This window comes from Bacteroides mediterraneensis, from assembly GCF_900128455.1.
GTDB lineage: Bacteria > Bacteroidota > Bacteroidia > Bacteroidales > Bacteroidaceae > Phocaeicola > Phocaeicola mediterraneensis.
Map to the genome: position 1 here is coordinate 3,290,247 of NZ_LT635783.1, position 24,060 is coordinate 3,314,306.

The window sequence follows — 24,060 nt, forward strand, 5'->3', positions numbered from 1 at the left end:
TTATGGCTGGAATCTATCTTCATATCCCCTTCTGCAAACGACGTTGCATTTACTGTGACTTCTTTTCCACTACTGAAAATGAAAAGAAAGAGGCCTATATTCAAGCCCTCGTCAAAGAACTGGAACTCCGGAAAGACTACCTAAGTGGAGAAGCCATAGATACCATTTACTTTGGAGGGGGTACCCCTTCCCAACTGGAAGAAAAAGATTTTGCCCAGCTGTTCGACCATATATATAAGGTATATACTGTAAACCCTGAAGCTGAAATCACACTCGAAGCCAATCCAGACGATTTGACACCAGCATACGTGAAGATGCTCCGCAAACTTCCTTTCAACCGACTGAGCATGGGCATACAGACTTTCAAGGAAGACACCCTCCGCCTGTTGCATCGCCGGCATACAGCCGCCCAGGCTCAACAAGCATACCAGTGCTGTCGAGAAGCCGGATTTCAGAACATCAGCATCGACTTGATGTACGGACTACCCGGTGAAACACTGGAAGACTGGCAGAAAGACCTGCAAACAGCCATCGATATGCACCCGGAGCATATTTCTGCCTATCACCTGATTTATGAAGAAGGTACCCCCCTGTGGAAACTGAAAGAAGCGCACAAAGTGGAAGAAACCGACGAGGACTTGAGCGTATCCTTGTTCAAGGAACTGATTCATACCTTAAAAGCCCATGGATACGAACATTATGAGATATCCAACTTCTGCCAACCTGGGTATTATTCACGCCACAATTCAAGTTACTGGACGGGCAAAAAATACTTAGGATGCGGGCCTTCCGCCCATTCATACAACGGCATCTCCCGCCAATGGAATGTGGCCTCCCTTTCCCAATATATACAAGGTATCCAACAGGGAACACCCTGCCAGGAGAAAGAAGAGCTTGATCTCTATACCCGCTACAACGACTTTGTCATCACCCGCCTGCGTACAGCTTATGGAATCCCTACCGAGCTATTGAAAAATGTATTTGGTGAAACTTTATACAACTACTGTATGCGTATGGCCTCGTCTTATCTGAAACAAGGCCTGCTGACTTGGGACCATCATATCCTGAAACTGACCGAAAAGGGGATATTTATCTCCGATGGAATTATGAGCGACCTGCTTTGGGTGGAAGATTAGATTTTTTAACACTCTTTCTGTAGGGGATTTACCACACTTCTGCGTTTTCATAACAAACCCCTAAAAACAAATGTCATGGAAACTCAAAAAGTAATTCTGCCTTTCTTTTACGCGTTGTTCCTTCCGGACTTTCCTCAGGAAAACAAATCTGATTCCCATCCGATGGAAAACAATGAAAAGTCACACTCCCAACCCACCCATTCTACACCTCAAATCACGTTGGAAAAGAAATAAATCACACAAAACAACTTCTTATTCATTCAAACTTACAAAAAAATCCCGGAAGAAGACGGAAGTACCACTTCCACCTCGTTCCGGGATTCCTCTTATTGCTTAATAAACGTATAAAGCCCCCTTATTTGGCCAGACTGTACACGATATCCATAATCTGCTTGCCCAATTCCTCTGCCGCTTCCATGGTAGAAGCTTCCGAATACACACGGATAATCGGTTCCGTATTACTCTTGCGGAGGTGCACCCACTTGTCCGGGAAATCAATCTTCACTCCGTCAATATCATTGATTTCTTCGTTCTTGTACAATTCCTTCACCTTCGCCAGAATTGCATCGACATCCGTTTCCGGAGTCAAATCAATGCGGTTCTTGGCAATGAAATAGTTCGGATAAGTAGCACGCAGTTCGCTCACCTTCTTTCCTTCATGTGCCAGATGGCTCAGGAACAGAGCGATACCGACCAAGGCATCCCGTCCGTAATGAGATTCCGGATAAATGACTCCACCGTTTCCTTCTCCACCAATCACGGCATGAGTCGCTTTCATCTTGGCAACCACATTGACTTCGCCTACCGCAGAAGCATTGTATTCCATGCCATACTTACGAGTCACATCACGCAACGCACGGGTAGAACTCAAGTTGGATACCGTATTACCCGGAGTGTGTTTCAACACATAGTCCGCTACAGTGACCAACGTATATTCTTCTCCGTACATCGCCCCATTCTCACAGATAATGGCCAAGCGGTCTACATCCGGGTCTACTACGAAAGCCACGTCACAAGTACCCTTTTTCATCAATCCCATGATGTCGCCCAAGTTCTTTTCCAACGGTTCGGGATTGTGCTGGAAATCACCCGTCGGTTCACAATACAGTTTTTCCACATGCTGCACACCCAATTGTTCCAGCAATTGGGGAAGTACGATACCTCCTACTGAGTTCACGCAGTCGATAGCTACACGGAAATTAGCCTTACGGATAGCTTCCACGTCCACCAGCTTCAACGCAAGCACACTGTCGATATGCTTCTGGTTGTATGTATTGTCCTCACGATATTTACCGATATGGTCTACATCTGCAAATTCAAATTCTTCGGCAGCAGCAATGCGCAACACTTCGTTTCCTTCGGCTGCATTCAGAAATTCGCCATGTTCATTCAACAGCTTCAGGGCATTCCATTGTCTTGGATTATGACTTGCAGTCAGAATAATTCCACCGCAAGCTCCTTCCATTGTCACCGCCAGTTCTGTGGTAGGAGTAGAAGCCAGTCCGATGTTCACCACATCGAAACCCATTCCCATCAATGTACCACAAACCACATTTTTCACCATCTCACCTGAGATACGTGCGTCACGTCCTACTACAATCTTATTGGTTTTGAGGGTAGTCGTCTTCCGAATCAGGGTCGCATAGGCAGAAGTGAATTTCACGATGTCCAAAGGATTCAATCCTTCACCGGCATGGCCGCCTATCGTACCACGAATACCGGAAATAGATTTAATAAGTGTCATAAATAAAGGTTTTAGTTATTTAGGTTATCTTGTCATGTTATAGGTCAGTTCATAAAAGCAAGGGTATACTGACTGGGTAGCAGAAGAAGTTCCCTCACTGTGCGGCACAATCAGTTTCACACGTGCAATCTTCTCTGAGTCATTTGTCCGTCCCGGCTTCAAATAACGCAAAGGAATCAGCCACCCTGAAGGTACAGCTACCGTGCCATACGTCCCATACATACTATAGTCATCACTGCGAGTAAATGAAGCGGAATAAGATTCGCCACTAATGGTCAATTTAAAATCCTCTCCATTAATCGTATAAGAAGGATTGGCCACGTGCATGTTAGCCAGCAGGGTGTCTCCGGCCGTCATACCCAAATCGCTTCTTGTCTGTAGAGCCACTTCCACAAAACGGGCCACCATGTCATAGGTTCCGTCGCCCAGCACTTCCTTACCCGGTCCACGGTTATCCACGTGCATGTAAACCCCGCTTTCATCCAGCAGCACATATTCATTCTCTTTGGTAGTAGAGTCCTGCGCTGCAAAATCCGCTTCCGAAATCACCTTGATGTCGTTCTCCAAAATATACTTATTGATGGCATCGGCCTCTTCTTCCTTCATTTCAGCGTACGTCTTTCCATTGTTACAGCTTTGCAAGGCAAACATCATCAGGCCCACTACAGCCAAGAGCAAATTGTTCTTTTTCATATTACCTGTATATATCTTTTTACAAAGGCAAATGTAGTAAAATGTCCCCAAACATTCCCTCTAATTTACCCAATTATGTCTAATATTGTTCAAGAATAAAATTTTCACATCAATTTTTCAATAACAGGCTTTCATATTTCACCAGTGCCTGTTTAAACAATTCAATGGCTTCGTCCATGCTGCCATAGAACTCTCCACCCGACGCGTTCAGATGGCCACCTCCATTAAAGAATTCTGCAGCCACTTTGTTACAAGGGAATGCTCCTACCGAACGAAGCGACACTTTAATCATATTTTTATCCGTATCCTCCCGCAGGAACACGGAAAAACAGATACCTTTCATTTGAAGCGGCATGTTTACAAATCCCTCTGTATCACCCTTCACATACTGGAACTTGCTCTGTTCGTTTTTCGAAAGGCAAATCAGTGCCGAACGGAATTGCGGATAAACCTGCATTTTCTCATACAACACATACCCCATCAGGCGGAGACGGCCTTCAGAATAGGTATTGAACACTTTCCGATAAATTTCATCTTTGTCTATTCCCTTTGACAGCAACTCACCGATAATAAAATAAATCTCCCGGTTATTGGAATTATAAGTGAAACCTCCCGTATCGGTCATCATTCCGGTATAGATACATTCCGCTCCCTCCAGCGTGATGTCATCAAAACATCCCAACCGGCAAATCAAGCGGAAAATCAATTCGGAAGTCGATGAAATTTCCGGATGGGAAATGGTTACCCGACAAAACGGTTCCGGATTCAAATGATGGTCAATCATCACCTTCCGGCCTGGCGCCTCCCTTACCGCATCCGCCATCTGGTCAATGCGGGACAAGGCATTAAAATCCAAGCAGCAGATTACGTCAGCCTCTGCTATCAGTTTATCGGCAAACTCTGCATATTTGTCATAACGGATAATGTCTTTTGCACCCGACATCCAGCGCAAAAAATCAGGAAATGCGTTCGGCACAATCACATTGACTGTCTTTTCATGTACCGACAAGAAATGATACAATCCCAGTGAAGAGCCCAATGCATCACCGTCGGGAGAGACATGCGTGACAATCACTATTTTATCAGCCCGATCGAAATAGGTTTCCACCTTATCAATGTTGGCCTGAAGAATCACTTTTGACAACATATTCTTTTTCTTAAACTATTCTTTTTTGAAGGAGCAAAAGTACAAATTTATTTTCAGAAACTAGAGCTCTATGGAATAAGAACCTCGCACAGACAGGTCGGAATAAGATATTTTAAGTAATTGACATTCTTTTATCAACATTTCCCGGTAACCTTCACCCAAAGAAGCATCCAGAATCACCATCTTCAACTCAAACAGGTCGTTCAAATGAGACAGGTCCCCTTTAAACCCTCTACAAATATAGGCGTAATCCAGCGGTAAACGCCAAGATGTCTTGCAGGTCTTCCAGCGTCCGTCATTGAGCAGCCCTACACGCAATGCACCAATGCGTATCAAGCCCGAATCCGATGTATGAGTGGAAACACAATGTCCTTTACGGGTATATATTTCCGCCCGTGAAAAATACAATCGTTCCGGCTTTGCCTGAAAATACATTCCAACACTCAAGGCTACAAATACATTACAGGCCATTAACAAGCAAATCCAGTGTCGGGCTTTACGGTGTAAACCAGCCGACCAACAAAGATACAAACAAATGAAAATCCCAGCCAACAGACAAGCCTGCCCAGCCGACAGATACACCGAAGTAAGCTGAGAACCAGAAAAATGTGTCACCATCCGCATGGTTTCATTGAGAAAGGAGGTCGCCCCATCCAGTAAGCCTACAAGTCCACTTCCAACCCATGGCACAGCAGAAAATCCTAAGGCCAGCAACGCCACAATCAAGATACAGGCAGCCAACGGAGAAACAACCAAGTTAGCCAGTAGAAAATACGTCGGAAAGGTACCAAAATACAACAGAACGAAAGGCAAAGTACCCACCTGAGCCGACACGGACAAACAAAGCAAATTAAATAAATAGCGAAACAAACGGTTTTGTATCACAACCCCTCGCGTACACAACGGATAAAACGCCAAAATGGAAGCTACAGCAGCAAACGACAACTGGAAACTAAGGTCGAACAAAAAGAAAGGATTGTACAACAACATCAGAAACGCGGCAAGCACCAGCGAATGGATTCCCGAAAAACGTTCCTCGGAACAACAGGAAGCAAAGGCATACAAACTGAACATCACCACAGCCCGCATCACCGATGAACTCAGTCCCGAAATGAACGCAAATCCCCACAATAAAGTCACCACCAATAACATCCTCACCATGCGTCCATATCGTTTCCAATAAGTCAACGGATAAAAAACGAGGAAAAGAAACCCTGAAAGGATTCCCACATGCAAGCCGGATAATGCCAACACATGACTGGCTCCTGCCGCACTATAGACATTTTTTAAGTCTGTACTTAAATCACTTTTATCCCCGATGGTCAGTGCTGCAATCACGGCCTGCACTTCCTCATCCAGTCCCCAGCTCCGATATACCTCCACCACTTTTTGCTGACAAACCCGTGCCCGTTGTGAGAAAGTCAACCATCGGGACTTCCCCACACGATACCAATTGCCCGCATATACCAGGCCCGTGCCACTGATACCCTTCCGTAACAAATAATCGCCATAATCGAACCCGGTCAGTTCCTTTTCTGAAAAAGGACGTGAGATTTTCGCATAGAAACAAAGAGTGTCCCCGCACGCCAACGGTTCAGCCACAGAATCCGGCATCCATGACAAAAGCACACGCCGGTCCACCTTCTGCCATTTCCTTCCGTCCAAGCGTTTACCTGCCACATAGATTTCCGCACGCCATGTCTTTCCCCTGATTTCCGGTACAGTCTCCACAATCCCCTTGTAAACTTGTGGAGCATCCTCCCACACATACTCCACCTTTTCTCTCTGATGTACGACTGAACATCCTCCCCACAAGAAAAAAGCCAGTCCGGTCACCCCGCCGAAAAGCCAGCGCCATCGCCAGGCGGACACACGAAGCAATCCTACGCAAAGTAAAATACAGCATATTCCACCCCACAAAGGCCACGAAACACCTTCCGGCAAAAAACTGTCGAATAAAAAAATTCCGGTTGCCAGACATATCGTCAACCGGAACAAAGGGTAAGTAATCCAAGAAGGTGAAGTTTCCAATCCTTATTTCACATTTTTCAGCTGATGGATGGCCTCCAGCATATCTGGTGCTTTAAAAACGGCATTGCCAGCCACCAGCACATCGGCACCAGCCTGTTTCAACAAAGGAGCATTCGACACATTGACCCCTCCATCCACTTCAATCAAAGTCGATGCATCGTAACGGGCAATCAGCTCACGCAGCTGCGTAATTTTCTTGAATGTATTCGGAATAAATTTCTGTCCTCCAAATCCGGGATTGACACTCATCAACAACACCATATCCACCTCCGTGATGATATCCTCCAACATGGCGACGGGTGTAGACGGATTCAACGTCACTCCAGCCTTCATCCCTGCCTCCTTTATCTGCTGTACCACACGATGCAAATGCGGGCAAGCCTCGTAGTGTACATTCATCATCATCGCTCCCAATGCCTTCACTTCAGGTATGAATTTTTCGGGTTGCACAATCATCAAATGCACATCCAAGGGTTTCTGACTAAGCTCAGCCACATATTTCAATACTGGAAAACCAAACGAAATGTTAGGCACGAACACACCGTCCATAATATCCAGGTGCAACCAGTCTGCCTCACTTTGATTGATTTTTTCCAAGTCACTCTTCAAATCCGCAAAATTTGCAGAAAGCAAAGAGGGAGCTACTTTCATGTCTTTCATTGTTATTTTTTACTAGCCTGATTGATTTATCCTTCAACAAAGGTAAGTATATTTTTCAATAAATCCATATTATTTGCTCACATTCACACGCAAGCCCAGCTGCAAGTTAAAATTCAACGGATGTTCCTTACGTATGGTCTCTACCTTGCTATGGTCGTCAAAGTAATAGGCGATGCCCGGTTCTACATACAGTCCCAACCGGGAAGTAAAATTGACTTGCGCCCCGGCAGCCGCAACTACCGACCATTGCAACGGATTAATATCCAATGACGTCTGTTCAGAAAAGCGGTTTCCTCCATTGGTCACCGTCACTGTTTCCAGTCTGCCAGACACACATTTTTCTACCTCGCCTCCTGCCGACGCATAAATGGAAAGCCAGCTGTTCTTCCATATAGAACGATGCAATTTTACGGGGATACCCACATAATGCAATTTCTGACTTTCTTCGACATACGACTTGGATCCAGAATGAATATCGGAAGAGAGCAACGTATAGTTCAGCCCCGTTTCCAGCGCCCAATCCTTATGAAAGTGCCAGGCCACCGAAAATCCGACAGTCACCGGCATGTGATGCTTCACACGGGTCTGGGGAGTCTGAACGGCATTTTCCAATAAGACCTGACTATAGGCCAATCCGCCGTTATCGGTAGGAGACATGGGGGCATCGGAAACCGTATAATAGGCAGAACGTGACACAAAGCTGCCCATTCCGTCAAATGTATTCAACGAACTATAGGGTGTATTTCCAGCTCCCACTCCGAGTGAAAAGCCCGATGACTTATCCGCTTTCTTCTTTACCGCCACAGCATTCTGCTCCATCCGTTTCCGGTCTGCTACCCGTTGCGCCTGTAATTGTCGGGTATGTTCCTGCTCTGCCCGCACCTTCTCTTCAGCCTGCTCCCGTTTTTCTGCCGGCTCATTTATCTGCCGATTCTCCTCAGAGGAAACTGCCTCCAACGGCAAATCGGCTATCCCTTCATGCAGCGTATCCGGAAGCACCTCCAACAAACGTACAGAGGAAGAAAGGGCTGAAGGCTGTGAACGATGGATTTCCGGTCTCTCGGCATCTGCAATCTGCTCTTCCATGGCGCTGGGGACATGTTCCGGCAAAGGAGTATCTTCTACTTCCGCAGCCAGTTCCTGATTCTGGAAATCAGCTTTGGGCGAAGACCAGAACCAATACGTCAATGAAGAGGCCAACAAAACCAGTACCGCAGCAGCTGCTTGCCAGCGTCTCCATATAGGAATCACCTTAGGAGCTTTCCGTACCTCCAGTTCTTTGGACAAGGTATCCCATAGTCCTTCTGGAAGAGGTTCCGAATATCCCTCCATCCGGTTCCGTAAATGATCAATCCACTCTTTTTCGTCCTTCATTGCCTATAATTTCTTTCTATATTCATTTATTTTCTTTGCCAGCAAGGTCTTTGCCCGATAGAACTGGGAAGAAGACGTATGCTCAGTAATTCCTAGCATCTGTGCAATTTCCTTATGACTTTTTTCCTCAAACACATATAAGTTGAACACCGTGCGATATCCGTCCGGAAGTTCCGCAATCATTTTCATCAATACCGACTGTGGAATCTCGTCCATACCATCGTCCGTTTCTTCCGTATCGGGCAGCTGTTCCACCAATACCTCTTGCTGGGCCAGCTGGTTCTGCTTCCGCAAATACCCTAACGCCTCATTCACCATCACCCGCGAAAGCCATGCTTTCAAAGACCCGTTTCCCTGATAAGTAAACTGACCGATTGATTGAAAAATCCGTATAAACCCATCATGCAACACGTCCTCTGCCGCTTCCCGGTCACCAATATAACGGAGACAAATAGCCATCAACGAGCCTCCATACAGCTCGTACAACTCCTTGCGAGCCTGGTTGTCTGCCAGCTTGCATTTCGATGCCAATTCTTCTTCCGTCATATCCAGCTTATCGTGCTTTGGTTAATAAATGATGAATGCACAAAAGTACTGCACCTTTTCCGAATAAAATCCTTGTTAAAAAGTTTTTAACTAAAAGAAAAAGATGCATCGTGCAAAAACAAAAAAAGGTAGCAGAATGTAAGCGACTGCCACCTTTATATTATATCGGGATTCTCTTATTCCACGAAGGAGTCTTCCACATGGCGATAGCCGCGAAGGAAATCGGCCACATCCATCCGTTTCTTTCCGGCCAGCTGCAACGACAACACACGCAGGAAGCCATCGGTTGAAGCGATGTGAAAATAAGTTTTCTTATCCGTCACTACCGTTCCCGGTTTCAAGGAATGAGGAGTAAACACCTTTTCCGTTTCAAAAATCTTCAACGACATGGGAGCCGCTTCTCCCTGATGCAATTCCGTCCACGCGGCTGGATAAGGAGAAAGCCCACGCACAAAATCATACACTTTCTTCACCCCTGCATTCCAGTCAATACGGCAGGTCTCCTTGAAAATTTTGGGAGCCGGACGCAATTCCGTAGCCGTAGCCAGCTGCTCTTGCGGAATGGTCTTGACATTTCCCTCCAGAATGGCATCCACTGTCTTCACCACGAGGTCGCCCCCCAGTTTCATCAGCTTGTCGTACACCACTTCCACATTGTCCGTGTCGGCAATGGGTACCCGCACCTGATCGATAATCTCTCCGGTATCAATTTCATGCTTCAGGAAAAAAGTCGTAATTCCGGTCTCAGTCTCTCCGTTGATGACAGCCCAGTTGATAGGAGCTGCCCCACGATATTGCGGCAACAAAGAGGCGTGCAGGTTGAACGTACCCAGACGAGGCATGTTCCACACCACTTCCGGCAACATGCGGAAAGCCACGACAATCTGCAAATCCGCCTTCAGGGCCCTCAGTTCTTCCAGAAATTCTTCGTTTTTCAATTTTTCCGGCTGGAGTACCCTCAACCCCTGCGATACGGCATACTGTTTCACCGGGCTAGGCTGGAGAACACTTCCATGCCGCCCCATGGGCTTATCGGGCATCGTAATGACTCCTACCACCTGATAGCCCCCTTCCACCAGGCGCTTCAAGCTTTCCACGGCAAATTCAGGGGTACCCATATATACGATTCGTAAGTCTTTCTTTTCCATATTTCTTGTTTGTTGTTTATTCTGCTGAAAAATCCACCATCACCTGACGGTACGTCGACAGGATACGCGACTTGGACACGAAGCCGATGTACTTGTTGTCTTCATCCACCACCGGGAGATTCCAGGAGCCAGTCTTGTCAAACTTGTCCATCACGTCCTCCATGGAGTCTGTGGTAATGATACGTGCCTTGGGAGCCACCATAAAATTCTCCACATGGTACTTGTGATACAGTTCCTGACGGAAAATAATGTTACGGATATCGTTCAGAATCACGACCCCAAGCAACTCATTGTGCACATCGACCACCGGGAACAGATTGCGAGCGGATTTGGAAATCGCCTTCACCATCTCTCCCAAATCCATGTCCGGACGAACCACCTGGAAATCAGTTTCAATCACGCTCTCCATGCTCATCATGGTCAGCGCAGCCTTGTCTTTATGGTGGGTAATCAGCTCGCCACTCTTAGCCAGACGCATAGAGTAGATACTGTGCGGTTCGAATACGATAATGGTCAGGTAGGCGCATACAGACACAATCATCAGCGGCAGGAACAGGTCATATCCTCCGGTCAGCTCCGCAATCAGGAAGATACCGGTGAGCGGCGCATGCATGACACCCGACATCAGCCCGGCCATTCCCATCAGGGCGAAGTTTTTCTCCGGAATGTAGGTTCCTCCCAAATGGAACTCATTGCAGACGTAGGAAAACACAAAACCGGCAATGCAGCCCAGAAACAGACTCGGTGCAAAGATACCACCACAACCGCCACCTCCATTCGTCGCACTGGAAGCAAATACCTTAAACAGAATTATCAGTATCAGATACAGTACCAGCAAATGGGAGTTGCCATAAAACAAAGAATTGTTCATCACCGTATCCCAGTCGGCCGAAGAGGTTCCGTTGAGCAACAACGAAATGGTGTCGTATCCTTCACCGTAAAGCGGCGGGAACAAGAAAATCAGAATACTCAACATCGCTCCTCCAATGACAAACTTCACATAAGGGCTGTTGTAACGGCGGAAAATATTCTCAATCCAGTTCATGGAACGGGTGAAATACCATGCCACCAAACCGCAAAAGATACCCAATGCAATGGCATAGGGAATACGTTCCAGCGAGAACGGATAATCCAGGTGAAACTGGAACATGGCTTCCGTACCCGTCAGCAGATACGACACAGAAGCTGCCGTCACACTGGTAATCAGCAAAGGCAGCAACGAAGCCATGGTCAAATCAATCATCAGCACTTCCAGCGTAAACACCACACCCGCAATCGGGGCCTTGAAAATGCCCGAAACGGCTCCGGCGGCTCCACAGCCCACCAGCAACATCAACGTCTTGTGGTCCATGCGGAAAATACTGCCCAGATTCGACCCGATGGCAGAACCTGTCAGCACAATCGGAGCTTCGGCTCCTACAGACCCACCACAACCGATGGTGATGGCAGAGGCAAAAATAGAAGACCACACATTATGCCGCTTGATACGGCTCTGCTTACGCGATATGGCATACAGGATTTTGGTCACACCGTGGCTGATGTCATCGCGCACCACTTTGCGGATGAACAGTCCGGTCAGGAAGATACCCACTACCGGATAGACCAAATACAGCCAGTTTACACCTGTGGAATCGAAGTTCTCTGTCAGGAACTCCTTGATGTATTCCACGAGAAATTTCAGCAAAAAAGCGGCCAAGGCCGTAAAGATTCCTACCAGGAAACTTAAAATCAAGACGAACTGCTTGTCTTTTATGTGTTTCTCCCTCCAATGAAGAAACCCCTGCAGCAGTCCGTTTTTCTCATCTACCACTTTCATGAAAGGAACTATTTATTCTCTAATAATCTTTACTACGCCCCCTTTGCCCAGCTTGATGATGCTGGAAGGTTTCGGGTGTCCGGTTTCTTCCCGGCGATAATCGACCACATAATCCACAGCCTGCTTGATTTCCTCGCTGATTTCACTGAATACAGCCGGAGCCGGCTGTCCGCTGATATTGGCCGAAGTAGACACAATGGCCTTGCGGAAACGGAAACACAGCTGTTTGGAGAACTCCTCCGAAGTGACACGGATGCCTACACTGCCATCGGCAGCAATCAGATTCGAAGCCAAGTTGCGTGCCCCGTCGTAAATGATAGTCAGCGGCTTGGTCGTCATTTCAATCAAATCCCATGCCACCGAAGGCACATCCTGTACGTAAAAATCCACTTTCACCGGACTGTCCACCAACACCAGCATGGCTTTGCTGTCGGCACGCTGCTTGATTTCAAACACGCGCTTCACCGCCTCCTCGTTCGTGGCATCGCATCCTATCCCCCACACGGTATCCGTAGGATAGAGAATCACTCCTCCCTTCTGCATCACCTCGCAGGCTTTCTTAATTTCATCTTTCATCATAATATCTTTAGTTTTTTGTGGTCAAAAAGTCATCAAAAGCGATTTTACAAACAGCAAAATTACAAATGATTTTTAGGATATCCCAAGAATGTTTTGTTTTTTTGCAGAAAAGCTATCAGCCCTCCCATGAATACCGAACGGAAAATCATTCACATAGACATGGACGCCTTCTATGCGTCGGTCGAACAACGCGACCATCCTGAGCTGAAAGGAAAACCCATCGCGGTGGGGCATGCGGAAAAAAGGGGCGTAGTGGCCGCCGCCAGCTACGAGGCCCGCAAATTCGGGGTACGTTCGGCCATGTCGTCTCAAAAGGCCAAGAAACTGTGCCCGCAGCTGATTTTCGTGGAGGGCCGGATGGAGGTGTACAAAAGTGTGTCGGCACAGATTCACGAAATTTTCCACGAATATACCGACCTCATCGAACCCATTTCGCTGGATGAAGCCTTTCTGGACGTCACCCACAACAAGAAAGGGATTCCCTTGGCCGTAGACATTGCCCGGGAAATCAAACAGCGCATCCGCCAGGACCTTCATCTGATAGCCTCAGCCGGGGTGTCCTACAACAAGTTTCTGGCAAAGATAGCCTCCGACTACCGGAAGCCCGACGGACTCTGCACCATTCATCCCGACCAGGCCGAAGAGTTTATCCGGCATCTGCCCATCGAAGCTTTCTGGGGAGTGGGGCCCATCACGGCCAAAAAGATGCACACGCTGGGCATCTACAACGGGGATACCCTCCGCCAATGTTCATTGGAAATGCTGCAACGGCAGTTTGGAAAGAACGGTCTCATTTATTTCAATTTCGCCCGCGGCATCGACGACCGCCCCGTGGAAGCAGTCCGCATCCGCAAGTCCATCGGCTGCGAACACACGCTGGAGAAAGACCTCTCAGCCGAAATGGCCCTCATTATCGAGCTGTATCACGTGGCGCGTGAACTCATCGAGCGGCTGAAAACCAAAGATTTCAAGGGAAACACCCTCACCTTGAAGGTGAAATTCGACGATTTTTCCCAAATCACCCGCAGTGTCAGTGTCAAGCACCCCCTGCAACGTCTGGAAGAGATTCTTCCTTTGGCCAAACGGCTGTTGAAAGGAGTAGACCACAGTCAGCATGCCATCCGCCTGCTAGGGCTGTCTGTGTCCAATCCTCCGGAAGAAAAGGAAAGAGATACAGCCCACACTTCCGGCCCCATCCAGCTGGAGCTGGAGTTTAAAGAGGAATGACCAAATCGTAACTTAAAAAACACTACTTTTTATGATATTCTACGTCTTCTTCTGCTGCCATTGAATGATCAACTCCACCAAAGTAATACACTTTCGGTTCATTTATAGTGGAGTCATTATCCGTCCACTGCTCGCATTGGCGTATCACCGTTTCAAGAGCATTAGCGGCTTCTTCAGGAGGATAGTGGTATTTTTTCAACAACCGCTTCACCATTTTACGCATACCCGCACGGGCCGACTCCTTCTTCTGCCAGTCTATCGTACGGTTTTGGCGAAGAATTTCCGTCAATTCTTTGGTCATGGCCACCAGTTGCTCGTTGGTATAGACATCCTGCACAGCCTGTGGCTTGGTCAAGGCATCGTAAAAAGATTTCTCCTCCCTCGTAAGTCCCAAATCATTCCCTGCCGATTCGGACGAGGAAATTTCCTTTGCCAGTGTCAAGAGCTCCTGTATCACTTCTTCGTTGGTTAGCAACCCTTTCAGATAGTTCGATAAAGAACGATTCAGCAGGTCTGAGAATTTTTCTGCTTGCACGATATTTGTCTTCTGATATAAGGAAACCCGTTCGGCCAAGAGCCTTTTCAATAATTCGACTGCAATATTCTTCTCTTTCATCTTGGAAACCTCCTCCAAAAATGTGGTATCGAACAATGAAAATTCCGCTTTGACATCCGAGAAAAGATTGATTACGCCATCACTCTTGACACTTTGCTTGAGCAACTCACCAATACGCGCATTGATTTCACGTTTAGACACTTTTCCTTTTCCTGTCATCCGTGAAAGTAAGGTACGGACGGTTTCAAAAAATGCAGCTTCATAGCGTTGCGGTTCATCCAGCAAACTACGGCACAATGTAATAGAGTTGTGCAACAACATCGCTTCTTTCAAGAATAACTGTTGCTGCTCCTGCTTTTCAGCCGATAGGATAAAATTTACACCCCCTTTTATGATTTGGGCACACTCTGCATCTGATGCTGTACGGAAACGGCTGTAATCGTAGCCATGAAACAAATCCTGACATATTTCCAACTTCTCCTTAAACTTGAGCAAAGCCGTTTCTTTAATGTCAGGATTACCAAAGTTTTTACGGTCACGCCGGGTGTAATCATGCATAGCTTCCTTTAAAGCCTTGGCTATGCCGATATAATCCACAACCAATCCACCCGCCTTACCGTTGAATACCCGGTTCACACGTGCTATAGCCTGCATCAAGTTGTGCCCACTCATGGGCTTGTACACATACATGGTAGCCAGCGACGGCACATCAAATCCTGTCAGCCACATATCCACCACAATGGCAATCTTCATCGGGTCCTCATTATCCTTGAAGCGCTTGGCCAGTTCTTTTTTGTATTGTTTGTTACCTATGATGGCATGCCATTCTTCAGGATCTTTGTTGCTGGCCGTCATCACCACCTTCACTTTTTCTCCCCAATCGGGACGCAGTTCTAGCAATTTATTATAAATGCGCATGGCTATCGTGCGCGAATAAGCCACAATCATAGCTTTACCCGTCAGCTCATATTGCCGGTTTTCTTCGTAATGTTTCAATATATCACGGCACAAAGAATCAATAGTAGCAGGGGCACCTAAAATTTCTTCCAGATGCGACATCTCCTTTTTGCTCTTCTCTATCTGTTCCTCCGTAGCCCCTTCGTCGGCCAACAGTTCATATTCATCATCAATGGCTTTCAGGGTCGCTTCATCCAGGTTCAGATTAATCACACGCGATTCGTAATAGACAGGACATGTAGCTCCATCGGCCACTGCCTGTGTCATGTCGTAGACATCAATATAGTTGCCGAACACTTCTACCGTATCCCTGTCTTTTGTAGAAATAGGCGTACCTGTAAAGCCGATGTACGAGGCATTGGGCAAACAATCGTGAATAATCCGGGCGGTACCTATAACCCGTTTGGCCACTTCTTCCCCTTTCTTGTTTCTCGTCATCCGGATCTTTTCTTCAAAACCGTATTGCCCACGATGCGCCTCATCGGTCATCACCACAATGTTTTTTCGGAGAGAAAGCGGTTCGGGCGACTCTTCAAACTTCTGCATGGTGGTGAAAATGATACCGTTAGCTTCACGCCCTGCCAACAGCGATTTCAAGTCTTCACGACTTTTGGCTTGTACAGGTTCCTGACGCAAAAAATCTTTGCATTTGGCAAACTGTGTATAAAGCTGGTCGTCAAGGTCATTACGGTCAGTAATCACCACGATGGTAGGTTGCGACAATTCGTTTTGCAACAGATGAGCATAAAACACCATCGACAAGGATTTTCCACTACCTTGGGTGTGCCAGAAAACTCCAATCTTACCGTCATTCTGTACCGCAATTTTGGTTCGTTCGATGGCTTTCTTCACGGCAAAATACTGATGATAGGCCGCCAGTATTTTAGCTGCCCCTGCTTCATCTTTTGAAAAGCAGACAAGATTCCGGATGATGTCCAGCAGCTGTTCACGTTGGAAAATCCCTTCAACAAACGTATCATAGTCCGCAAAATCCGTACTTTCATAATCTCCGTCCTTGGTTTTCCATTCCATGTAACGATCTTCCTTGCTGGTAATGGTTCCAGCTTTCGAGCAGGCCATGTCACTCATCACACAGAACACATTGTAGACGAACAGCGAAGGAATCTCCTGCATGTAGTTGCGCAGTTGCCGATAAGCCTCCGAAGCATCCGTTTCCTCCCTCGAAGGTGATTTCAGTTCCATCACTACCAGAGGCAGTCCGTTGACAAACACAATGAGGTCTGCCCGTTTCTCCGAATGTTCCACAAATGTCCATTGATTGACAATCTGAAAATCATTTCGTTCTGTATGGTCATAGTCTATCAGATACACCAAGTCGTTGCGCTGCTCCTTTCCATCGAAGTACGACACCTCAACGCCGTGTTGCAAATAGTCCATGAACAGTTCGTTCTTCTGGTTCAGGCTCCCTGTATCTATATCCTTCAGTTTGGCTATCGCTTCCTGTATGGCAGCCCGCGGCTTTCCTCTGTTCAGATTGCCGAGACTTGTCAACAGCTGCTCTTCATAAAATGGTACATAGTAATCTCGCTCAATATCAGGCCCATACAAATGCTGGTAACCCATCTGTTCGAAAAGGGCTATCAACGCTTTTTCGTAATTATCTTCCGTGAATGACATGACGCATCCGTTTTAACAAGTTTCCAACCGTTCAATCCATTCGTTGAACAGAATACATTTCTTTCTGATAGTCTCCAGTCCTATTTCTAAAGCCAAGATCTAGCCTTTCCATCACTGACACACCTTCAACCTGATTGACAGTAATCACATTTTCGGCATCGAAATTGGTAATCAGGTCCGCACTTTGAGTTGCAACAATGACTTGCGTCCCTCTGGCCGCAACCGATTTTATCAGTCCGGCTAATTTCTGAATAGCCAAGGGATGCAGTCCCAGTTCAGGCTCGTCAATGATAATAACCTTGGGTGGAACAGGTTGCAAGAACAGCGTTGTCAACGCAATGAAGCGCACTGTGCCATCGGAGAGGTCCGTCGGCCCGTAAATGGTCGAGCTGAATTTATCTGTCCACTGCAGACGAACCGTATCGGCTGCGCTTACGTTGAAATAGAAATCGCTGAAATAAGGAGCAATGCTCTGAATGACACGTACAATCCGTTTGTAGGTAATAGGAGAATTCTCTCGGATACCATACAGAAAAGCCGCCAGATTTTCCCCTTTCTCATACAGATAATACACATCGTTCACAATGTGACTTTCTTTGGTGAACGGGGAGCTTTTGCCCGTGTCATGGAAATGATACTTCTTTATCTCAGACAGGTATTTCTTGATGTATTCACCTCTTGACAGTCCGTTATACGACTTGATATTGGCTTCATTCCCAAAACTGGCTATATCAAAAGACGAATTGTGATACCCCAGCTTTTCTTTAGAGAAAACAAATCTATTGTCTCCTTCTTTCAGTTCAAATGAATAGAAATTATCTTTGAAATAAATTGTGGCGCAAATCGTATCCGTAACCTTGCTGCCCTGAAAGAAGTATTTGTCTATGCCTCCTCCCAGTGCCACATATTCCGTGAGCTTTTGTTCATATAGTCGATTCAGAAACTCGAAGAAGGACAGGAAGTTACTTTTTCCTGATCCGTTTGAACCTATCAATATATTGATGGGAAGCAAGTCAAGTGTCAGATTCCGGAAAGACTTATATCCTTTTATTTCTATTTTGTCCATAATTTGATGTTATTGGGGAGTGACTATCGCAAAGATAGTAATTTTTCTCCGCTAAACTATCTGAAGTTTTCGGATAGTTGACTTTTGCAATATCTCTTCCAAGTATATTCTCAAGAGATGATTAATAACGGCTAGTCAATATATTAATTATCAATATTTTTTGTTCCATTTAGGAAGTTTGGAATGCTTTGAATAATAATCTTGAATTAAGGCAGCTTCATAATATGCTGGAAGAAAAAGTTTCTCATCTATAATAAACCATTCTATATATAAAACTTTTAATCGTTTGTCTTCGTTTATTTTCTTGATGAAAAAATCTTCTCTGCGCATATTTTCTTGTTTGTTCTTTATGCGCCTCTTTAATTGTTGTTCCGTAAAATTACCATCTGTATAGGCAGTTCCTCCTTTTCCAATATAAAGTAATTCACCTTCACTGGAGTTTGCATATATTCTGCCGAAAACGGAGCATCCCCACCCACTCTGAACGGCTTAATCCATCCAGTTTTACCGCTAAATTGGCCTTGAAAAGTGCCTGAAAAACGGAGTATATCCGTTCATTTCAGCTAAAAACGCCACAAAACGCCATAAAAAACGGAGCATATCCGTTCAGTGGTTTGGATATTACGATAGAATCTCCGTTTTCTCTACAGAAATCGGAGTATATCCGTTCACTAATGAGAATGTAATAATACTATAATCAGTTGTCTACATACGGAAAACGGAGTATATCCGTTCACCTTCTCACAGAAACGACAATGCCTGCATAAAAAACGGAGCATGTCCGTTCACTTGCTACTCTTTTCCCGTATCTTGTATGCAGAAAACAATCTTCATACGATACGACTATGGCAGGAAAAAGTAAGAATATGAGCCAGATCAAACAACTTCTTCTACTAAAGAAGAGCGGAATCTCCAACCGCAAGGCTGCTGATATAATCGGCATGAACAAGGAGACAGTGAACAACTACATGAATAAGGTCAACGCTGACAGTCTGAGCCTTGATGAACTTATCAGGTTGGATGATCCCATTCTTGAGCACCGTCTCAAGGGCGGCAATCCTGCATATAGCGACAAGCGTTTTGAAACATTCAAAGCCCTTCTTCCATATCTTCAGGAGGAGATGAAGCGCAAGCATGTCACGCTGAAGCTGCTTTGGGAAGAATACCGTAATGAGCATCCGGATGACCACTACAGCCTGACACAGTTCCGTTTTCATTACAATCAGAACACAGAGGCCAGGAAGGAGTCGCCATCCACCATACTTGCCGACATGCGTACGGGCGGCGAAAAGCTTTTCCTCGATTTTGCCGGTGATACTATGGGATACGTTGACATGGAAACCGGTGAGGTCGTCCAGTGTCAGGCTTTTGTAGCCACTCTGCCTGCAAGCGACTACGGTTATATCCTCTTCGTACGTTCACAGCGTACAGAAGACTTTGTATATGCCATAACGCAGTGCCTGAAACATCTTGGCGGCGTACCAAAGATGCTTGTCCCTGACAACCTTAAAGCTGCTGTTGTCAAGACCGACAGATATGAGCCTTCACTTAACCGTGTAATGGAGGATATGGCCAATCATTACGGTACGGTCATCATACCGGCACGTCCCGTACACCCTAAAGATAAAAGCAACGTGGAAGGGACCGTGAGGCTTGTCTATATGCGTGTGTTTGCCGAACTCCGCAATGAAACCTTCCATTCACTGGAAGAGCTTAACCGGGCAGCCTCACTCAAAATGAAAGCGCACAACCAGAAACGCATGCAAAAGCATCCTTACACGCGTGAGGAACGGTTCCTTGCCGTAGACAAGCCAAATCTTATGCCACTGCCTGACAGAGATTTTGAGATTGTGTCATATACCGATTTGAAGGTGTCAACCAACTGCTGTATCTATCTTGGACGTGACCAGCACTATTATACAGTACCGTATCAGTATATATCCAAAACCGCACATGTCGCATATACACGCACACTGGTAAAAGTATATGTGGACGGTGAGCTTGTAGCCACTCACCTACGTGATTACAACAGGGGAAAGTATACTATCGTAAAGGAGCATCTTGCAAGCAATTCCCGGGAATACAGAGGGATGAGTGCAAAATCATACATAGAGCGTGCCGAGCGTGCATCCGGCATACTGGGAGATGTAATCCGCCGCATATTTTATTCTTCCACAATGCCTCCGGAGACTCATTACAAGACCTGCGACGGGCTTCTAAACCTGCAAAGGAGCAGTGATCCGGTCGTTTTCCAAAAAGCCTGCGAGGCAGCCCTGAATGTAGACAGATGCAACTATCGCTTTATCCGTTTACTGGTAGAGAGCAAGTGTGCCGGTGTGGGGCAACCTTCATCTTCCTTTGCTCCTCCGCAGCACTGTAATATCCGTGGAAAAGCACAGTTCAAATGACAGACTTCTAACACTCAAAACAAATAACGATGGATGAAATTATCAATGCTCTAAGAAACCTTAAGATGCCTGGAATGGCCCATTACTGGGCTACCATGCAGGAGACGCGACAGGCAGAGTCGCTCTCCTTGAAAGACGGTCTGCAACTGCTTATACAGGCTGAACTGGATAACCGGAATCAAAGCCGGAATGCCCGTCTGATAAAAAAAGCACACTTCCGTTATCAGGCTTCCATAAGTGAAGTTATCTATGACTGCAAGCGTGGCGTGGACAAGCAGAAAGTACTTAATCTTGCCACTTGTGACTATGTGAAAAACGGGGTATCCATACTTATTACGGGTGCTGCCGGTACCGGTAAAAGCTGGTTGGGTACAGCGTTTGGTCATCAGGCCTGCATGAACGGATATAAGGTTGCTTATTATAACCTGTACAGGCTCTTCGAGGAAATAAGCCTTGCCCGTATATCCAGTACCCTGCATCGTTTCTTCGCCAAGCTGGCACAGACTGACCTGCTTATACTGGACGACTTCGGCATGAAAGTTCTTGACGGACAACAGTTACTTGACTTTATGGAGATTATAGAAGACCGCCATGGACAAAAAGCTACGATCATCATATCACAACTGCCGGTTGCCAACTGGTACGATGTGATGAAAGGCAACACGACTGCAGCTGATGCAATATTAGACAGGTTGGTACACACAAGTGTGCGCTTCGAGCTACAAGGCAGCAGTTTACGTCAAAAAAGACATCAAAACTGCAACGTTACAGACGAAAATCAATAAATTTGCATCGCCATAGGTAAAGAGTATGAAAAGTGAACGGATATCACCGTTTTGGGTGAACGGATATCAACCGTTTTCAGCATATATTCTATAAACTCCATATCCATTGGGTATTTCTTTTGTTTTTTGTGATAAAGAGTCACCTATTTCAAAAGTGAAATATCCTTGTTTTATGAATTGAAAATTGTCCATTATAGTTTTAATTGTTAGAATCGTTTATCTTTAGTTCACCTGACATGAGTTTGGGGAGGAGGGTGTCGCGAAGATAAGCAAGCTCAAATGTTTGCTTTGATAATATTTCAATCTCTTTAAACAATGGCTCTACTATATGTGAGAATTTATCTAATACCTCATTATTAGGAATGATTATTCTAATTTTTCCAAACAATGTAGTATTAATATTTAAAGTTGCAGTTCCACCTCTTCCCATATTTTCCAATTGTTTTTTCATCAGAGTTAAGTTTAAATATAGATAATATAAACTGTTCTTATTTTGTGGTACTATTGAATTAATCTGTTGATTAGTATGAGAAGTTCTTGTATTTATGGCAACCAAACCAACAGTTGCGATACAACTAACTAAAAGTGAATATGGAGGTAATAATTTAGTTTGTTGAGTTTGACTGCCTTCAACAGATAATGAATCTTCGGTATTTATAATAAATAATTGATTATGCATATCGGGAATTTTTATAAACGGAATATCTCCACAAAAAAATTCTTTTATATTCTTTGAGGGTGTTTTTCCACATATAATTTTCCCGAAATCTAAAAGTTGGCCAACTTTCCAACCTTTTGGTATCATCCCAAGCTCCGAATCCACAAACTTGCCGTTCTTGAATGGTTCGAAATCTACAAACCAAGACTTGAATAATGTTTGTGCTTGCTGCTCTAAATTTTCATTTATGCGGCGGTTGAGTTCGATTTTATCATCAAGGGTAGACAGGAAAGATGATATACGTTTTTGTTCATCTAAATGAGGAATGCTACATAATAGTTTTTCAAACGTGTCTCTAGTTATAGTATCGAATACACTACCATGAGAAGATTTCTTCAATTCTTCAACCTTAGTTTTTGTTATATAATACAAAAAAATGATTATCTACCAATGAGTTAGCACGAATGCCAAAGCAAGATTGGTTAAATGCCATTGGAAAAGGTATCATTGCCATTTCACCGACCGTACCTCTAGCAGAAATTATAATATCATCTTTTTGTAGCAACTTTGTTGCACTATTATTAAGTCCCTTTTCGTGATTGTTTTTTCCGTTTTATAAACATACTTTCTATCACCATTAAAATCTTTCACAGAAAGCCATGGAATATTACCATTCCAATATTCAGGAACAGAAGTTTTAGGTGTACCTCCTCCTAATATAAGACACAAATCTGAATACTTATATGTTTTCCATTCTTCCATAATATCTATCTATTTATTTGATTATCCAATTTGGCTTCTATTTCTTTAATAGATGGCATTGTACCTTCTATTTTCTCGGGATATAGCTTTTCAAGTTCATATTCGGATATTCCAAGAGGTTGACTGCTTGATTCGAGTGCATATTGAGCTAAAGTGTTGTTCTTTTGTTTACAGATAAGCAATCCGATTGTCGGATTATCACGCCCTTCTTTTCGAAGAAGATGATTGCATGCAACAACATAACCACCTAACTGACCTACATCAGCAAAATCAAACTCACCGATTTTTACCTCAATCACTACATAACAAGATAGTTGCAGATTATAAAAAAGCAAATCTATAAACTTTTCTTTCTCCGCTATCTGTAAACGATATTCTTTACCTACATAAGCAAATCCGGTACCTAGTTCCAACAGAAAATTAGTAATGTTCGTTAGCAGAGTATCTTTCAATTTGCGTTCATTGTATTTTCCTCGCAAATTAGTGAATGAGAAATCGTAGGGGTCACGTGTCAATTCTTGTGCTAAATCACTATCCATATCTGGAAGTGTATTCTTGAAATTGGTCAAAGCCTTACCCTTCCGTTCATAGAGATTTGTACTTAACATGTTGAGCAACATATCTCTACTCCAACCATTTGCTAGTGTTTGGCGAACATAAAACAATGCTTTTTCTGAATCATTTGAGCACTTATCTATAATATAGCGATGGTGCCCCCATGGAATTGAAAACAAATCGGAGTATAATCTTTCCACAAGTTGTGGAAAATTTTCCTTATCAGATTCTTCCACAGCTTGTGGAAGAATCATAAACTGCTGGTTATAAAGAGAATAAAATCTTTTTGCATAACGAATTGAAGTTTCAGACAGACCTTCCACATCAGGCATCGCATGACGTAAATCACGACTTAATGTAGCGTAAAACTTACTGCCATACTTGTTGTCAGCTTGTTTTTCTTCAATATCTTTACCAAGCTCCCAATAATAGCGAAGCAATTCTTTATTTACTTGTATTGCCGCTTTAATTTGACTACTACGATAGCGTTTTACAAGTTCTCTGACCCATAAAGAGTAGTCTTTATCTAATATACTAATAGATTTATCCACAATATTACTTCTATTCTACTGAT

At 44.9% G+C, this 24,060-nt stretch carries 22 protein-coding genes; 5 read left to right on the forward strand and 17 right to left on the reverse strand.

The window, feature by feature from the left end; genetic code table 11:
- The first annotated feature begins 2 nt into the window (after positions 1-2).
- The gene (hemW, locus tag BQ7480_RS14095; RefSeq protein ID WP_072543364.1) at positions 3-1,136 is read left to right on the forward strand and encodes a radical SAM family heme chaperone HemW; all 1,134 of its coding nucleotides are present in this window, start codon (positions 3-5) and stop codon (positions 1,134-1,136) included.
- Positions 1,137-1,211: 75 nt separating this feature from the next.
- The gene (locus BQ7480_RS17905; protein WP_154670767.1) at positions 1,212-1,370 is read left to right on the forward strand and encodes a hypothetical protein; all 159 of its coding nucleotides are present in this window, start codon (positions 1,212-1,214) and stop codon (positions 1,368-1,370) included.
- 121 nt (positions 1,371-1,491) lie between these two features.
- On the opposite strand, the gene glmM is transcribed toward BQ7480_RS17905, so the two are convergent.
- The 10 genes from glmM to BQ7480_RS14145 all read right to left on the reverse strand — a co-directional run bounded on the left by glmM (position 1,492) and on the right by BQ7480_RS14145 (position 12,871).
- Entirely contained in the window at positions 1,492-2,880 is a 1,389-nt protein-coding gene (gene glmM / locus BQ7480_RS14100; RefSeq protein ID WP_072543365.1) for a phosphoglucosamine mutase, read from the reverse strand.
- Positions 2,881-2,904: 24 nt separating this feature from the next.
- Positions 2,905-3,573: a BamK family beta-barrel-assembly machinery protein gene (locus tag BQ7480_RS14105; RefSeq protein WP_072543366.1), complete on the reverse strand. Its 669-nt coding sequence runs from the start codon at positions 3,571-3,573 to the stop codon at positions 2,905-2,907.
- A gap of 109 nt (positions 3,574-3,682) precedes the next feature.
- Positions 3,683-4,720 carry a DHH family phosphoesterase gene (locus BQ7480_RS14110; RefSeq protein ID WP_072543367.1) on the reverse strand — a complete coding sequence of 346 codons (1,038 nt, stop codon included), beginning with the start codon at positions 4,718-4,720 and terminating at the stop codon, positions 3,683-3,685.
- Positions 4,721-4,780: 60 nt separating this feature from the next.
- Entirely contained in the window at positions 4,781-6,664 is a 1,884-nt protein-coding gene (locus tag BQ7480_RS14115) for a ComEC/Rec2 family competence protein (RefSeq protein WP_161946441.1), read from the reverse strand.
- Positions 6,665-6,754: 90 nt separating this feature from the next.
- On the reverse strand, positions 6,755-7,411 hold the full coding sequence (rpe, locus tag BQ7480_RS14120; protein ID WP_072543368.1) for a ribulose-phosphate 3-epimerase: 657 nt from the start codon (positions 7,409-7,411) through the stop codon (positions 6,755-6,757).
- Between the two features lie 69 nt (positions 7,412-7,480).
- Positions 7,481-8,785, reverse strand: a complete 1,305-nt coding sequence (locus tag BQ7480_RS14125; protein WP_072543369.1) for a porin family protein — start codon at positions 8,783-8,785, stop codon at positions 7,481-7,483.
- A 3-nt stretch (positions 8,786-8,788) separates the two neighbouring features.
- On the reverse strand, positions 8,789-9,331 hold the full coding sequence (locus BQ7480_RS14130; protein ID WP_072543370.1) for an RNA polymerase sigma factor: 543 nt from the start codon (positions 9,329-9,331) through the stop codon (positions 8,789-8,791).
- Positions 9,332-9,507: 176 nt separating this feature from the next.
- Positions 9,508-10,479 (reverse strand): methionyl-tRNA formyltransferase, encoded by a 972-nt coding sequence (gene fmt / locus BQ7480_RS14135; protein WP_072543371.1) that lies wholly within the window; start codon positions 10,477-10,479, stop codon positions 9,508-9,510.
- 16 nt (positions 10,480-10,495) lie between these two features.
- On the reverse strand, positions 10,496-12,295 hold the full coding sequence (locus tag BQ7480_RS14140; RefSeq protein WP_072543372.1) for a chloride channel protein: 1,800 nt from the start codon (positions 12,293-12,295) through the stop codon (positions 10,496-10,498).
- 12 nt (positions 12,296-12,307) lie between these two features.
- Complete coding sequence (locus tag BQ7480_RS14145) at positions 12,308-12,871, reverse strand: L-threonylcarbamoyladenylate synthase (protein WP_072544060.1); 564 nt, start codon at positions 12,869-12,871, stop codon at positions 12,308-12,310.
- Between the two features lie 129 nt (positions 12,872-13,000).
- On the opposite strand from BQ7480_RS14145, the gene dinB reads away from it, so the two are divergent.
- Entirely contained in the window at positions 13,001-14,101 is a 1,101-nt protein-coding gene (dinB, locus tag BQ7480_RS14150; protein ID WP_072543373.1) for a DNA polymerase IV, read from the forward strand.
- A 22-nt stretch (positions 14,102-14,123) separates the two neighbouring features.
- Here the strand turns inward: dinB and BQ7480_RS14155 are convergent, their stop codons facing one another.
- From BQ7480_RS14155 to BQ7480_RS14165, 3 genes are all read right to left on the reverse strand, one after another.
- Positions 14,124-17,252 (reverse strand): type I restriction endonuclease subunit R, encoded by a 3,129-nt coding sequence (locus tag BQ7480_RS14155; protein ID WP_072543374.1) that lies wholly within the window; start codon positions 17,250-17,252, stop codon positions 14,124-14,126.
- A 31-nt stretch (positions 17,253-17,283) separates the two neighbouring features.
- Positions 17,284-18,318: an AAA family ATPase gene (locus BQ7480_RS14160; RefSeq protein WP_083581837.1), complete on the reverse strand. Its 1,035-nt coding sequence runs from the start codon at positions 18,316-18,318 to the stop codon at positions 17,284-17,286.
- A 150-nt stretch (positions 18,319-18,468) separates the two neighbouring features.
- Positions 18,469-18,648: a hypothetical protein gene (locus BQ7480_RS14165; RefSeq protein ID WP_072543375.1), complete on the reverse strand. Its 180-nt coding sequence runs from the start codon at positions 18,646-18,648 to the stop codon at positions 18,469-18,471.
- A 515-nt stretch (positions 18,649-19,163) separates the two neighbouring features.
- On the opposite strand from BQ7480_RS14165, the gene istA reads away from it, so the two are divergent.
- Together istA and istB are read left to right on the forward strand one after the other, a co-directional pair.
- The gene (istA, locus tag BQ7480_RS14170) at positions 19,164-20,726 is read left to right on the forward strand and encodes an IS21 family transposase (protein ID WP_072542568.1); all 1,563 of its coding nucleotides are present in this window, start codon (positions 19,164-19,166) and stop codon (positions 20,724-20,726) included.
- Positions 20,727-20,755: 29 nt separating this feature from the next.
- Positions 20,756-21,511 (forward strand): IS21-like element helper ATPase IstB, encoded by a 756-nt coding sequence (gene istB, locus BQ7480_RS14175; RefSeq protein WP_071150252.1) that lies wholly within the window; start codon positions 20,756-20,758, stop codon positions 21,509-21,511.
- A 199-nt stretch (positions 21,512-21,710) separates the two neighbouring features.
- Here istB and BQ7480_RS18265 read toward each other — a convergent pair whose 3' ends face one another.
- From BQ7480_RS18265 to BQ7480_RS14185, 4 genes are read right to left on the reverse strand one after another with little or no spacing between them, the layout of a single operon-like run.
- Positions 21,711-22,601 carry a restriction endonuclease subunit S gene (locus tag BQ7480_RS18265; protein ID WP_210436336.1) on the reverse strand — a complete coding sequence of 297 codons (891 nt, stop codon included), beginning with the start codon at positions 22,599-22,601 and terminating at the stop codon, positions 21,711-21,713.
- Complete coding sequence (locus tag BQ7480_RS18410) at positions 22,579-22,683, reverse strand: hypothetical protein (protein WP_394332659.1); 105 nt, start codon at positions 22,681-22,683, stop codon at positions 22,579-22,581. Before BQ7480_RS18410 ends, BQ7480_RS18265 begins: the two co-directional genes overlap by 23 nt.
- 26 nt (positions 22,684-22,709) lie before the next feature.
- Entirely contained in the window at positions 22,710-22,931 is a 222-nt protein-coding gene (locus tag BQ7480_RS18415) for a restriction endonuclease subunit S (RefSeq protein ID WP_210436338.1), read from the reverse strand.
- A 5-nt stretch (positions 22,932-22,936) separates the two neighbouring features.
- Complete coding sequence (locus BQ7480_RS14185) at positions 22,937-24,037, reverse strand: PDDEXK nuclease domain-containing protein (protein ID WP_072543376.1); 1,101 nt, start codon at positions 24,035-24,037, stop codon at positions 22,937-22,939.
- Positions 24,038-24,060 lie beyond the last annotated feature (23 nt).